This is a genomic window from Shewanella sp. 1180_01 (assembly GCF_052850535.1).
The window spans coordinates 17,916-31,892 of record NZ_VXCT01000060.1; the positions used below are offsets into that span (position 1 = coordinate 17,916).

The window sequence follows — 13,977 nt, forward strand, 5'->3', positions numbered from 1 at the left end:
ATTATTTCACTCGAGTTGTAGCCCTGCGTCGGCATGCATCACCGAAGGCCTTGAAAAGGGAGAGGTAAAACGGATTTTCGCTCACCTTCCACTCTGGATGCCATTGCACACCGAGGGCAAATTCTTTAGTACCTATTACGGAGAAAGCCTCCACTAACCCATCTGGAGCATAAGCTTCTGGCCGCAACCCAACACCCAGACGCTCCACGCCTTGAGTATGCACAGAGTTGACCTCTGCAGAGTTACGGCCCCAGGCCTCGTAAATAAGCCCCCCGGGCTCAACAGTAATACTGTGAGAAGCCCCATATTGCACATCTAAGGATGCGGTTTTATCTTCTCTATGTTCAATAAAGCCACCCACCTCATATAACTTCTGGTGCAAACTGCCACCAAAGGCCACATTCATTTCTTGAAAACCGCGACAAATACCTAATACAGGTACCCCAGCAGCAATAGCGGCGTGGATCAGCGGCAAAGTCGTCGCATCACGTTTAGGATCATGGTGTGTACCAAGCTCGCTCGGTTTGCCTGCATAAAGATGGGGTTCTACATTAGAAGGAGAGCCAGTAAACAAAATACCGTCAAGACGTTCTAAAATCGCGTCTATCGGTAAATCGCCGCCTAACGATGGGATCACTAACGGCCAGCCTTTCGCGCCATTAACTACACCTAATAGATATTTTTCACCAACAATATTAAAGGGATGTGAACCCAGTTGTTGATTACAAGCAATAACACCTATGAGGGGCAAATCGGCTGACATATCTCACCTTTAGAATTCGTTTTACTAGCATAACGAACACTTCGTCTTTAAATGTTCATTTTTCCACACAGTATACCGAAATTTCACACTAGGCAAGAGGTTAAGCACTTGTTAAAGATTATTTCATCCACTTGTGTCTAATAAGCATAAATAACATGTAGTTAAACCTATATTTTGGTTATTTAATGTTATTTCATGTGAATAAAATAGTGCTTGAGCTGGCAAAAAGCTCACTTTTAGCAGCGTAAATTAAACCGTATTCGCGCTAAATTTGAACCAATATTATTTACACAAAGAAGAGGATATATAACAAATATGACAGGATTAGAAAGGAGGTAATACCAATCGTATTAAATATCTGTTCATTCAGCGGGAGTTCAACGCGCTTTAGACAAGGCGAAGGCTTGAAGGCATAGTGGTGCTCTGTCGAAAGCCTTAAACGCAGTATAAAGTGCGTTGAAACCCGCCCTTCGGGAGCCTCACAGGCATCCCACTCCCGTGTTGCATTGACTTAAAAGGGAATGACCATTTCTGCGTCAATGCGCCTTGGATTGAAATGCCTGTGAGGCTCTGAACTGATTAGATATTTAATGTGATTGGTATAAATCCGCAGTTGTGTTGAATAACAGTATTACGCCACTCACTTCTAGCGAAGAAGTGGCCTAATATGTTGAATAATAGGGTAAGTTGATGACTTAACTAGAAGTTCGCAGGCGTAGTCGCACTCACCAGTCGGCAAGGTTCATCAAAGGGATTGCGGAATCTATGGGGCACTTCACTGTTAAAGTAGTAACTGTCACCCGCTTCCAAAATATACACTTCATCACCCACAGTGAGTTCGAATTTACCTTCGATCACCATGGCAGCCTCTTCACCTTCGTGCTTCAGCATTTCTTCACCCGTATCTGAACCGGGCGGATAAATCTCACTCATTACTGACATAGCGCGATTCGGATAATCACGGCCGATCAGTTTAAATTCAAGTGGTCCAGTGCCGATATCCAGTAATTCATTGGATCGATAGACGACCTTTTGCTCACTATCCGCAGAGGCTTCAATGGAGAAAAAATCCACTAAAGACATCGGGATACCCGACAGCACTTTTTTTAGAGAGCTGACTGACGGGCTAACACTGTTTTTCTCGATCATTGAAATCGTACTGTTAGTCACACCAGCACGTTTGGCCAATTCTCGTTGAGATAAGCCTTTCATTTTTCGAACAGTTTTGAGGCTGGCTCCAATATCCAAATTTCACATCCCCCTGAAGGCTCGGGTCAACCCCGATAGATGACGAACAGGTTGTTCAGGATAAACACCATCCAGAACGCATTTTCGCCCAAAAAGCGCGTGTTTTACTGCTTTCATTGTATTCTACATAAAAAGCGTGTTAAATAAAACGAACACTTTTTTGCGTCATGTTAAAAGTGTGATGAGTATACTGAGACAAGTCCAATTTACAATAAAAACAATTTTTTGGAGCCATAATGGCAAGCAAACCTCCAGTGCACAGCGAACAGTACCCACACTCATACTATGTTGATACTGCTAAAGAAATTTACGCGCACCCACAACTCGAAGGCAATATCAGTGCCGATGTCTGCATAGTGGGCGGCGGCTTTAGCGGTATCAATACCGCCATAGAACTCGCACAGCGCGGCATGAGTGTCGTCCTATTAGAAGCCAAGCGTGTTGGCTGGGGCGCATCGGGGCGTAATGGCGGCGAACTCATTCGCGGCATAGGCCATGACCCTTCGCAATTTCACAGTGAAATAGGCACTGAAGGTGTTCAAGCAATTCAACAGATGGGCTTTGAAGCCGTCGAAATTGTGCGAAATCGCATACAAGAACACAGTATCGACTGCGATCTGCAAATGGGTTACTGCGACTTAGCAGTTAAACCTCGTCACATGGATGAGCTTGAAGAAGAATTTAGCGCACTCAAGGCCATGGGTTATCAGCAAGAAATCAAGCTGTTAACTAAGCCACAATTAGGTGAAGTCATAGGCTCAGATTTTTATCAAGGTGCGCTGGTCGATATGGGCAGCGGCCATTTACACCCGCTGAATCTTGCTCTGGGTGAGGCACGCGTCGCCCGTAATCTGGGCGCGCAGTTGTTTGAATACAGCGCCGCCGAAAAAATCATTCAAGGCGCTAAACCTAAGGTCATGACCGCCAAGGGCGAAGTCACTTGCCAATACTTAGTACTGGCTGGCAATGCGTATATTGGCCACAAACTTAACAGTTTTGTTGGGGGTAAAGTATTACCCGCCGGCAGTTATTTATTGGCGACCGAGCCCTTAACTGAGGCCCAATGCGCGAGCATTATCCCGCAGAATATGGCCTTCGCCGATATGCGAATTGCCTTAGACTACTTTCACTTATCCGCAGATCGTCGACTGCTGTTTGGCGGCCTTTGTACTTACTCAGGTAAAGACCCCAGAGATATTGAAGCAGCGCTGAGACCGAATCTGGAGAAGGTGTTCCCGCAGTTAAAAGGCGTGCGCATCGATTATGAATGGGGCGGCATGATAGGTATTGGGGCGAACCGTATGCCACAAATTGGTCGCCTGCCCGATGCCAATAATATTTTCTACGCCCAAGCCTATGCAGGACATGGGGTGAATGCCACTCATATGGCGGCAAAACTACTGGCCGAGGCTATTTGCCAACAGGCGGGACATTTCGATGTGTTCGCAAAAATCAAACACATGACCTTCCCCGGCGGCCCGACATTCCGCTCGCCTATGCTCGCGGCTGGCATGCTGTATCACAGATTTAAAGACCTGTTTTAAAAGCTTATTTAAAGCACTTTTTAAAGAACAGATGTTAAGGGCTGGCTTTAAGGGCTGGTTTCAAGCTCTAACGCATGGTGCCCATCGGATAAACAATCCGATGGGCATCATTGTTATAAGCACGAACCATTTAACCACTCGTCATTTAGATACGAGTCACCCTGTACAAGTTATTCAGTAAAATTAAGGCTGCAACAACGCTAAGCCTCGCCTAAGAGATAACCTCGGTCTAACAAGCATAACGGCTTTTTAAAAGCTAATTGGCTCTCGCTAATCTCTGGCGCTTTCTACGCCTTGCCCACAGGATAAAAGGGATAGACCCGAGATAATGCACGACCAACGCCACCACAACGCCAAAGCCAATCCCACTGGTGGTTAAAGGTATCCCAGGCTTAAAGTTACTGACGGTTTTCTCAAGATAATCAAAGCGAACGGGATTAAACATGTAGGCAGTTTTTTCAAACAAATTACCCGTGTTAAACACAGCCACGCCTTGTGTTAGCTCTTTATAAAGCGCCATTGTGTGTACTTTTTGCTCAGCGTCGGCACGCACACTAGGCTCTTCATTTTGCTGGTGACGGGCAATCATGGCCTCAGCATCGGCATAATGATATTCCTTAGCCGTTGCCTCGTAGCCTTCTACCTGCCATTGGGTTGATGCATAAAGTCCAGCGAGAAATTGCTGATAATGATCAGCCAGTTGCGGCAACTGCAAGGCAATCACAAGAATCAACCCAAAAACCAATTTATCAATCAATCTGCCAATCAAGGGATCCTCCTTGGTGATCTAGCCAAACAACGCAGCGGTTACGACACTGCAATGACATAATGCTCAAAACTGCACTGACTCAATCAATAACTACTCAATTAGCACTCAATCGGCAGATCGGTACGACTGCCCCAATCCGCCCACGAGCCATCATAGAGGATGGGATGTGTATGCCCTGCCGCAACCGAAGCCAAAATCAAAATACACGCCGTAATCCCAGAGCCACAGCTAAATATCCGTGCAGACTTGTCCGCTGCTAATCCTTGATAAATAGCCTGTAACTCACTGGTCGTTTTGATTTTATTGCCATCGAGCACTTGAGCGAAGGGTAAGTTAACCGAGCGAGGAATATGTCCTGAGCGCACACCGGGGCGCGGCTCACTCACTTGGCCTAAAAAGCGTGGCGCACCACGGGCATCGACAATCGCGGTTTCGGCATCTTCGATACGTGATAACACGGCCTCGGCATCCATCACCCGCTCGGGGTGGTATTGCAGCACATCAGCTAATGTATCGATATCCGTCGGGCCATAATCGACGCCTTCGGCTTGATAACGCGATGAGGTGATGCGGTCTTCTTCAATCCACTGAGGCAAGCCACCATCGAGTACATAGACTCGATTAAAACCCATGACTTTAAAGGTCCACCACGCCCGTGGGGCTGAATAAATGCCTTGGTTATCATAGATAACGATAACACTGTCGGCCTCAATCCCAAGTTGCGCTATCCCTTGGATGAATTGCTCAAACGTCGGCAAGGCATGGATTTGAGTTGAAGTTTTATCGCAAAACACATTTTCCAAGTCGAATCGACGTGAGCGCGGAATGCAAATAGGCTCATCGTAAACTAGGGGCTCTTTACCAATAACGGTTTCCATACTGGCATCGAGCAAGACTAAATGGGGATCGGTGAGGTATGCTTCGAGCCACTGCGTACTAACAAGTGGGTATTCCATAGCGGGTCCTTTTACTGTTATCCAAGTCTGCCGCTAGTCTCTCACCAAATGCCGTAAAGCCCAAATATCGGCTTAACAAATTGTCTGCTTTGGGATTTTATTTAAAAGCGTCGACTCGATTTCATGCACTCAATCATTAAATTGCGGCGAAGCAGTGTTTTGAAGAGAGTGCTTTAAACTGCTCCTTTTTAATGATGCTACTTTCAAAACGATCTTTTCGATATGGCCGTGTTCGAGATAGCCCTTTTCGCAACAGTCCTTTTCTAGACAGCTGCTCTCGAAATAGCCGCTACTTAATCACTTCAATTTTCACGTCAATCAAGCCAGAAGAAGTATTGCCTATGCTGCTGAACGCCGATTTAGACAAATCAATTATACGACCACGCACGAAAGGCCCTCTATCATTGATTTTCACAATCACACTTTTGCCGTTATCGACATTGGTGACCTTAACGTTCGAGCCAAAGGGTAACTTTTTATGCGCTGCTGTCTTTAATTTATGCAGGTAAAGCTCACCACTGGCCGTCTTCCTATTTTGATGTTTATCCCCATAAAAGGAAGCCTGACCCGATTCAGTGAATCCCACCCAGTTACCATTCTCACCCGTCTGCATTGAAGAACAGCCGGCCAAAAAGCTTAGCAATGCCAGTGCAAATAGTTTGACGACATTGAACTGCCTAATTGGGTTTTGAAGTGCATTCACATGACACCCTCTCTAATGAGTGAACGCTTTGCTAACGAGCAATAGACTCAGCAAAAGTCACGGGGAAAATAACGAACAACCTTAGATGGCAAAGCTCGAAGCTTGCATCCTAGAAGATCAGAACCAGAAACAATAAATTTCCACGAGGCTACAGCAGTTGCACGCTAAAATCACGTATTTACAGGTGAATGCTCTCGGTTTGAAGTCAAAAGGTTGTGTACAAACTGACTCAAAAGTAAACAGAAGTGGGTTAATGGTCTAATTGATATGTTATAGATTAATCTTTGTATGGATTAACGCCTCAATGATCGGCGCCATAGGTGCGAAGTGGATTGATATTTATGTGTTTCTGCACATTTTTGACTCATCCATATAATGAAGTGTTAGCCCACCCAAGAGACTTTGCTGCAAAAAGCAACATTATAACCTTGCTCTAGCACCATCAAGATGGCTTCATCTTTAAATGCCTGCGGATAACTATTATGTGATTTTTCAGACTCATATAGACCTCTTAATTTAGTGATAATACCGTCTCAAATTTAAGTGTCTGACAGGATTAAACCAGAACATTAAAACCGTGGCCAATTTTACTTAACCACGGTTTTAGTGTTTATTCCTGAATGAAATCTCAATCTAGTATTTCGCATCAACGTCTATTTTTGCTTCACCTAACGTATGAAGTAAATTAGATAACAAGCTAGAAGCACCAAAACGATAGTGTTTAGCGTTATCAGCCCAACCTTCCCCAACAATATTATCAGCCATATCTAAATATAGTTTGGCTTCTTCTGCAGTCTGAACGCCACCAGATGCCTTGAAACCAACGGTATTTTCAACGCCCATCTCTTTGATAACTGATAACATAATTTCAGCTGCTCCTAGAGTCGCATTTACAGGTACTTTCCCCGTAGAGGTTTTGATCATATCTGCACCCGCTTTAATTGATATTTCGGAGGCTCTTTTGATTAGTTCAGGCGTTTTTAGCTCACCAGACTCAATAATAACTTTGAAGAAAATATCGCTACCGCAAGCTGCTTTACATTGCTTGATAAGCTCATAACAAACATCCTCATTGCCAGATATTAAAGCACGATATGGAAACACAACATCGACATCATCTGCGCCATAAGCTACTGCTGCTTTTGTTTCAACAACAGCGATTTCAACATCATCATTTCCATGGGGAAAATTAGTCACAGTGACCACTCGAATGTCGGGCGTACCTTGTGATCTCAGTTGCTTTTTAGCGACAGGAATGAAACGCGGGTAGATGCATATTCCAGCGGTATTACCAGTAACGGTTTTAGCAAGCTTACACAACTCGATAATTTTTTCATCGGTGTCACTGTCGTTTAAAGTTGTTAAATCCATCAAATGGAGTGCACGTAGTGCAGCCGTTTTTAAATTGCTCATTAATATTTCCGATAAGTAGTAAGAATCTATCTCCAAGGATTTACAAAAATTGGGGACAAATGAAGAAACAGCATTATAAAAGAGGTGCAGAGACGGAAGTAGATACAGAAATGACGTATATATCTATATCAGATATTGAGCATCAGAACTTTCGCGTTAGCACTTAACAGAATTGAGTACCTGTGACCGTTGGCGACATGGCCGCTTTTTCACATCCCTGTGAACACGGCATATACACTTCCGTGTGCTGTAGATGTCGCCGTCGAGCCAATAGGGATTCTTCTTTTTAAATCTAAAGACGGCGAATCACTGGGGAAACAATGACAATTAATGCAGCACAACTGACGATTCAATGAGCTTGCTTGGGGTAAAGACGCCCTAAAAATAAAAAACCTCTTTCCATGTAATATGAAAAGAGGTTTTAGTATTGAGCGAAAGCGGCTCCTTCTCTTATATAGACAAAAAAGAGCGGTTATAAAAACAGAACGCTTATAACACGATCCAAGTCGCTTTCAATTCTGTGTATTTGTCGAAGGAGTGCAGAGATTTATCTCGGCCATTACCTGACTGTTTATAGCCACCGAACGGCGCTGTCATATCGCCGCCATCGTAATGGTTGATCCACACCATGCCAGCGCGCAGGGCTTTGGCAGTTTTATGGGCCTTGCTAATATCCGAAGTCCACACGCCAGCGGCTAAACCGTAGATGGTATCGTTGGCGATTGATATCGCTTCTTCCATGCCATTAAATTCAATGACAGATAACACTGGGCCAAAGATCTCTTCGCTGGCAATCTTCATCTGGTTGTTTACGTTAGAGAATACCGTTGGCTGCACATATACACCGCCCGTATCGGCCATGACTTGGCTGCCACCGTGGACTAAGGTCGCACCTTCATCTTTACCCGCTTTGATGTAACTGAGTACTGTGTCTAACTGTTGTTTATCGACAACGGCGCCGCTCACAGTCGCAGGGTCGAGTGGATGCCCCGGATGCCATGAGGCTAACTCCTCTGCGATAAGCGCAATAAGCTCATCTTTCACCCCAGATTCCACCAGCAAACGCGAACCTGCTGTGCAAACTTCACCTTGGTTAAAAGCAATGGCTTCGGCGGCAGCAACGGCGGCGGCTTTCAGATCTGGCGCGTCATTAAAGACGATATTGGGGCTCTTGCCTCCCGCCTCTAACCACACGCGTTTCATGTTCGACTCGCCAGCGTAAATCATTAATTGCTTGGCAATTTTTGTCGAACCTGTGAACACCAGCGTATCCACATCCATATGCAGGGCTAAGGCTTTACCTACGGTATGACCAAATCCTGGCAACACGTTTAGTACGCCTTGTGGGATCCCTGCTTCAATGGCGAGTTGCGCCATACGGATAGCCGTTAAGGGTGACTTTTCAGAGGGTTTTAATACCACACTGTTACCCGTGGCAAGTGCAGGCCCGAGCTTCCAACACGCCATCAGCATAGGGAAGTTCCACGGCACAATTGCAGCGACAACACCAACAGGTTCACGGGTGATCATGCCAATTTCATTGTAAGCGGTTGGTGCGAGTTCATCGTAAATTTTATCAATCGCCTCGCCAGACCAGCGAATCGCACGGGCGGCGCCCGCCACATCCACTGCTTTAGAGAAACGAATAGGTTTACCCATGTCGAGGGTTTCTAACAATGCGAGTTCATTGGCATTTTCTTCGAGTAATTCGGCGAAACGTATCATCACTTGTTTGCGCTTTACTGGAGACTGCTGCGACCAAACACCTGACTCAAATACGCTGCGGCCATTGGCAACCGCAAGATTGGCGTCCGCTAGATCGCAACTCGCCACTTTTACCAGCAAGCGGCCATCGATAGGGCTAATACAATCAAAGGTGTTACCCGAAACGGCATCTTGGTATTCGCCATTGATAAACGCCTTCCCATTAATAGACAGGCTGGCAGCAAGACTTTCCCATTCGCTGCGTTTCTTCGGTGTGCTCATGATGACCTCTTAATAGTTCGCATAGGTGTGGTTTATCGTTCATCGACAAGAAATAGTGACCAGTGACGACATTAGCGCAAATGCTACACATCATCACAGTCGTAATCCGAGCTTCAGATTACGCTGTTTGAGCAATAAAATTCAATATTTTTTACAAAAATAGCTTTTTTGCCACAAATAACTGCACACAGCTCTTCCGTGTTCATTATTTCTAACATAGCATAGCAAATATTAGCCACCCTAAAACAAGACCTGAAAATACAGGACAAGGTAGACACTATGGCCGATTTGCCGCTCAATTCCTCAAGTGATGCTTCACATCAATCTTCAACTGAGCATCCCTCACTTGAACATTTCTGGATGCCTTTTACCGCCAACCGCCAATTCAAAGCCAACCCGCGGTTACTCACCAAAGCGGAAGGCATGTATTACACGGATATTGATGGCAATAAGGTATTAGATGCTACCGCCGGTTTATGGTGTTGTAACGCAGGCCATGGTCGCAAAGAAATCAGCGAAGCGGTCAGCAAACAAATTAAAGAGATGGATTACGCGCCCTCCTTCCAAATGGGTCACCCCATTGCCTTTGAACTTGCCGAGCGCTTAGTCGAGCTAAGTCCTGAAGGATTAAACAAAGTCTTCTTTACTAACTCAGGTTCTGAGTCCGTCGATACAGCACTTAAGATGGCACTTTGCTATCACAGAGCCAACGGTCAAGCCTCACGCACTCGCTTTATTGGGCGCGAAATGGGTTACCACGGTGTCGGCTTTGGCGGCATATCTGTGGGTGGGTTAAGCAATAATCGCAAGGCATTTAGCGGCCAATTACTGCAAGGCGTCGATCACTTACCCCACACCTTAGATATCCCAAATGCGGCATTTACCCGTGGACTCTCGCACTTTGGCGCTGAAAAAGCCGAGATATTAGAACAGCTTGTTACCCTGCATGGCGCCGAAAATATTGCCGCCGTAATCGTTGAACCAATGTCGGGTTCAGCAGGGGTGATATTGCCGCCACAAGGTTACTTAAAACGTCTGCGTGAAATCACTAAAAAGCATGGCATCCTACTGATTTTTGATGAAGTCATTACCGCTTTTGGCCGCGTTGGCGCCGCCTTTGCGAGTCAGCGTTGGGGCGTTATTCCAGACATTATCACCACGGCTAAAGCCATCAATAACGGCGCTATCCCAATGGGTGCAGTGTTTGTGCAAGATTTTATCCACGACACTTGCATGCAAGGCCCCAATGAACTGATTGAGTTCTTCCACGGCTACACCTATTCCGGTCATCCAGTGGCTGCCGCGGCGGCGCTTGCCACCCTATCGATTTATGAGAATGAGCAGTTATTCGAGCGCAGCTTTGAGCTTGAGCGCTACTTTGAAGACGCAGTGCACAGCCTCAAAGGATTGCCGAATGTGATTGATATTCGTAACACTGGGCTAGTCGCTGGGATTCAATTATCCCCTAACGCTCAAGGCGCGGGTAAACGGGGTTACGGCGTGTTTGAACACTGCTTCCGCCACGGCACTTTAGTGCGAGCCACTGGCGACATTATTGCTATGTCACCGCCACTGATTGTCGATAAACGCGAGATTGACCAAATGGTTAATAGCCTAAGCGATGCCATTAACGCCGTTGGATAATAGCGCCAGCGGTTCGTTCCTCTCTCACATTTAACACCCCGCTGCGGCGGGGAACATCAAAGGTTAACTATGCTCAAGATCACTCACTTTGTTAATGGTCAGCACACTCCTGCCAGTACCAGAACCCAAGATATTTTTGAACCCGCCACGGGTGAACTACGTGGCCAAGTCTCACTCGCAAGCGAAACTGAAGTGGGTGAAGCCATCGCAATCGCTAAAACCGCCTTTGAAACATGGTCACAAGTCACGCCGCTCAACCGTGCTCGAGTGCTATTTAAATTCAAAGCCTTAGTTGAGCAACACCTAGATGAAATGGCGCAGCTTATCACCCGCGAGCACGGCAAAGTGATCGACGATGCTAAGGGCGAGTTGATCCGTGGTCTCGAAGTGGTCGAGTTTGCCTGTGGTATTCCGCACTTGCTTAAAGGTGAACACACCCAGCAAGTCGGTGGCGGGGTCGATTCTTGGTCAGTTAATCAAGCTTTAGGTGTTGTCGCAGGCATAGCGCCCTTTAACTTCCCCGTGATGGTTCCCATGTGGATGTTCCCAATCGCGATTGCCTGCGGTAACACCTTTATTATGAAACCCTCAGAAAAAGACCCAAGCTCGGTGATGCGAATTGCCGAATTGCTTAAAGAAGCGGGTCTTCCCGATGGCGTGTTTAACGTGATTAACGGCGACAAAGAAGCCGTCGATACCTTACTCACCCATAAAGATGTGCAAGCGGTGAGCTTTGTAGGCTCAACGCCGATTGCCGAATACATCTACAGCACAGCCTCTAAACATGGCAAACGCGTGCAAGCCTTAGGCGGCGCGAAAAACCATATGTTACTTATGCCAGATGCGGATTTAGATCAAGCCGTTAGCGCCTTAATGGGCGCAGCCTACGGCAGTGCTGGTGAGCGTTGTATGGCGATTTCAGTCGTGCTCGCGGTAGGCGATGTGGGCGATGCGTTAGTGGAAAAACTGCTACCGCAAATCCAAACCTTAAAAGTCGGCAACGGCCTAACGCCAGAGATGGAAATGGGTCCGCTGATCTCCAAACAGCACCTTGCCAAGGTCACCCAATATGTTGAAGCCGGTGTGCAAGAAGGCGCAGCGCTGCTGGTCGATGGCCGTAAATTGAGTGTTGAAGAAAATCCACAGGGCTATTTCCTCGGCGCCTGTTTGTTCGACCACGTCACGCCTGAAATGAGCATCTACCGCGAAGAAATCTTTGGGCCAGTGCTGGCGATTGTGCGCGTGAAAGATTACCCAACGGCGCTTGAGCTGATTAACCAACATGAATTTGGCAATGGCACGGCGATTTTCACCCAAAGTGGTGAAGCGGCGCGACATTTCTGCCACCACGTGCAAGTCGGTATGGTTGGAGTGAACGTGCCGATCCCGGTGCCAATGGCGTTCCACAGTTTTGGCGGTTGGAAGCGATCACTCTTTGGGCCGCTGCATATGCATGGTCCAGATGGCGTGCGTTTTTATACCAAACGTAAGGCAATTACTGCCCGCTGGCCCGTGGGTAAACAGACTCAAGCCGAGTTTGTAATGCCTACGATGAAATAGCCGAATGTAAGCTCAACAAGGAAATCGCAAATGACTGTGAGTATCAACGCCATTATTCGCTTTGCTACGGTGCAAACACCCGTCGAGACCTATCAGTTACCGACGGAAAAGTTGTTAGCAGGCAATCCAACTCAAGGGCTAGAGAATCATTATTCTAGCCCTTGTAATCAATTTCACAGTGGAATTTGGCAAAGTGAATCAGGCGCTTGGAAAATAAACTACACTGAATACGAGTACTGCGAAATCCTCGAAGGGATAAGTGTTATCACAGATCTTCAAGGTCAATCGCAGACGTTCACTGTGGGCGACAGGTTTATTATACCCGCGGGTTTTCAAGGCACTTGGGAAGTTGTGGAACCCTGCCGCAAGGTTTACGTCATTTTCGAACAAAAGTGAGATCAACGAGGCTGATGTTAGCCTCAAAAAAGCTAAGTTATCTTAGCAATAACTCGCCATGAGGTCACAGCAACGGGTTTTCCTAGGCTGTTGTTTGGCAAACCAACGGATGCACTGGCGCAATTGAATGAGCATGGCCGCCAGTAACACGTCCGAGTCAACAAAGAAAATGGGAGAAATACCGTGTATAACAATCTGAATAAAAAACGGCTGGTACAGCTTGTCGGACTCGCGCTAACCACGACCCTATTCTCCGGCATGGCCGCCGCTGAAGTAACAGGGGAAATTAGTCTCACTAACGACTATCGTTTCCGCGGCGTTTCACAAACCGCTGGCGATCCTGCCCTGCAAGGCGGTATTGATTGGAGCTTCGACTCGGGTTTCTCTGTCGGCGCTTGGGCAAGTAACGTGGATTTTGATGAGCCAGGTTATAACGGCCCTGCTATCGAATACGATTTCTATGTCGCCTATGGTGGCGAGATCAACGAAGATCTGACCTACGACATTACCCTTAACCGTTATAACTACTCAGGCGAAAGTGACATTGGCTATTTTGAAGTCACAGCTGGCATGGATTATAAAGGCTTTCGTGCCGCTTACTGGTACACCAATGACTACGGCGGTAGTGATTTAGACTATCACTATGCTGAGCTTAACTATTCCTATGAATTTGTTGAGAACTGGAGTCTCGATCTGCACTATGGTTACAACGTTGGTGATGCATTGGATGACGGTGAAGGCTTTGATAGCTACTCAGATTACTCTGTAGGCGTATCGACTGAACTGTCAGGCTTTGGGCTTTCTCTCGCTTGGTTAGGCACAGATCTTAGCGGCGACCAAAAGGTCTCTGATGGCGCATTCAAAACCTCAGATACCGTGCTTGCTAGCGTAAGTTACGCGTTCTAATTTGGCCTTAGTATAAAGTTCGGAAGAACCGCTTAGATAAACTAAGACACAAAAAAGCCCTCATCATCGAGGGCTTCTTTTTAGCTATT

Annotated in this window: 12 protein-coding genes; 5 read left to right on the plus strand and 7 right to left on the minus strand. The window is 46.5% G+C overall.

The annotated features are described in order from the left end of the window. Position 1: 1 nt before the first annotated feature. Both FW758_RS21025 and FW758_RS21030 read right to left on the minus strand, forming a co-directional pair. Positions 2–763 carry a gamma-glutamyl-gamma-aminobutyrate hydrolase family protein gene (locus FW758_RS21025; protein WP_446446418.1) on the minus strand — a complete coding sequence of 254 codons (762 nt, stop codon included), beginning with the start codon at positions 761–763 and terminating at the stop codon, positions 2–4. A gap of 699 nt (positions 764–1,462) precedes the next feature. Beyond that, a complete protein-coding gene (locus FW758_RS21030; protein WP_006080693.1) occupies positions 1,463–2,011 on the minus strand; it encodes a cupin domain-containing protein in 549 nt (182 codons plus the stop codon). Positions 2,012–2,247: 236 nt separating this feature from the next. Between FW758_RS21030 and FW758_RS21035 the strand changes: the two genes are divergently transcribed. Then, complete coding sequence (locus tag FW758_RS21035; RefSeq protein ID WP_413472281.1) at positions 2,248–3,555, plus strand: NAD(P)/FAD-dependent oxidoreductase; 1,308 nt, start codon at positions 2,248–2,250, stop codon at positions 3,553–3,555. A gap of 256 nt (positions 3,556–3,811) precedes the next feature. Here the strand turns inward: FW758_RS21035 and FW758_RS21040 are convergent, their stop codons facing one another. From FW758_RS21040 to FW758_RS21060, 5 genes are all read right to left on the minus strand, one after another. Next, a complete protein-coding gene (locus tag FW758_RS21040) occupies positions 3,812–4,324 on the minus strand; it encodes a DUF2937 family protein (protein ID WP_446446419.1) in 513 nt (170 codons plus the stop codon). Positions 4,325–4,422: 98 nt separating this feature from the next. Further along, positions 4,423–5,280, minus strand: coding sequence for a sulfurtransferase (locus FW758_RS21045; protein ID WP_311891673.1), 858 nt, complete (start codon positions 5,278–5,280; stop codon positions 4,423–4,425). Positions 5,281–5,569: 289 nt separating this feature from the next. Continuing rightward, the gene (locus FW758_RS21050; protein ID WP_446446420.1) at positions 5,570–5,983 is read right to left on the minus strand and encodes a septal ring lytic transglycosylase RlpA family protein; all 414 of its coding nucleotides are present in this window, start codon (positions 5,981–5,983) and stop codon (positions 5,570–5,572) included. A gap of 633 nt (positions 5,984–6,616) precedes the next feature. Then, the gene (gene deoC / locus FW758_RS21055; RefSeq protein WP_259513243.1) at positions 6,617–7,396 is read right to left on the minus strand and encodes a deoxyribose-phosphate aldolase; all 780 of its coding nucleotides are present in this window, start codon (positions 7,394–7,396) and stop codon (positions 6,617–6,619) included. Positions 7,397–7,885: 489 nt separating this feature from the next. Beyond that, positions 7,886–9,382: an aldehyde dehydrogenase gene (locus tag FW758_RS21060; protein ID WP_446446421.1), complete on the minus strand. Its 1,497-nt coding sequence runs from the start codon at positions 9,380–9,382 to the stop codon at positions 7,886–7,888. A gap of 279 nt (positions 9,383–9,661) precedes the next feature. Between FW758_RS21060 and FW758_RS21065 the strand changes: the two genes are divergently transcribed. The 4 genes from FW758_RS21065 to FW758_RS21080 all read left to right on the plus strand — a co-directional run bounded on the left by FW758_RS21065 (position 9,662) and on the right by FW758_RS21080 (position 13,888). After that, complete coding sequence (locus FW758_RS21065; protein WP_446446422.1) at positions 9,662–11,026, plus strand: aminotransferase class III-fold pyridoxal phosphate-dependent enzyme; 1,365 nt, start codon at positions 9,662–9,664, stop codon at positions 11,024–11,026. Positions 11,027–11,095: 69 nt separating this feature from the next. Next, positions 11,096–12,586, plus strand: a complete 1,491-nt coding sequence (locus FW758_RS21070) for a CoA-acylating methylmalonate-semialdehyde dehydrogenase (protein ID WP_446446423.1) — start codon at positions 11,096–11,098, stop codon at positions 12,584–12,586. Between the two features lie 30 nt (positions 12,587–12,616). After that, positions 12,617–12,982, plus strand: a complete 366-nt coding sequence (locus tag FW758_RS21075; RefSeq protein WP_446446424.1) for a cupin domain-containing protein — start codon at positions 12,617–12,619, stop codon at positions 12,980–12,982. Positions 12,983–13,165: 183 nt separating this feature from the next. Further along, entirely contained in the window at positions 13,166–13,888 is a 723-nt protein-coding gene (locus FW758_RS21080) for a TorF family putative porin (RefSeq protein WP_012588307.1), read from the plus strand. The last annotated feature ends 89 nt before the right edge of the window (positions 13,889–13,977 follow it).

What these genes read in the sequence shown, in the direction of transcription:
- FW758_RS21025 (WP_446446418.1), bottom strand. Translation starts at nt 763, where the DNA reads ATGTCAGCCGATTTGCCCCTCATAGGTGTTATTGCTTGTAATCAACAA.
- FW758_RS21035 (WP_413472281.1), top strand. Translation starts at nt 2,248, where the DNA reads ATGGCAAGCAAACCTCCAGTGCACAGCGAACAGTACCCACACTCATAC.
- FW758_RS21045 (WP_311891673.1), bottom strand. Translation starts at nt 5,280, where the DNA reads ATGGAATACCCACTTGTTAGTACGCAGTGGCTCGAAGCATACCTCACC.
- deoC (WP_259513243.1), bottom strand. Translation starts at nt 7,396, where the DNA reads ATGAGCAATTTAAAAACGGCTGCACTACGTGCACTCCATTTGATGGAT.
- FW758_RS21060 (WP_446446421.1), bottom strand. Translation starts at nt 9,382, where the DNA reads ATGAGCACACCGAAGAAACGCAGCGAATGGGAAAGTCTTGCTGCCAGC.
- FW758_RS21065 (WP_446446422.1), top strand. Translation starts at nt 9,662, where the DNA reads ATGGCCGATTTGCCGCTCAATTCCTCAAGTGATGCTTCACATCAATCT.
- FW758_RS21070 (WP_446446423.1), top strand. Translation starts at nt 11,096, where the DNA reads ATGCTCAAGATCACTCACTTTGTTAATGGTCAGCACACTCCTGCCAGT.
- FW758_RS21075 (WP_446446424.1), top strand. Translation starts at nt 12,617, where the DNA reads ATGACTGTGAGTATCAACGCCATTATTCGCTTTGCTACGGTGCAAACA.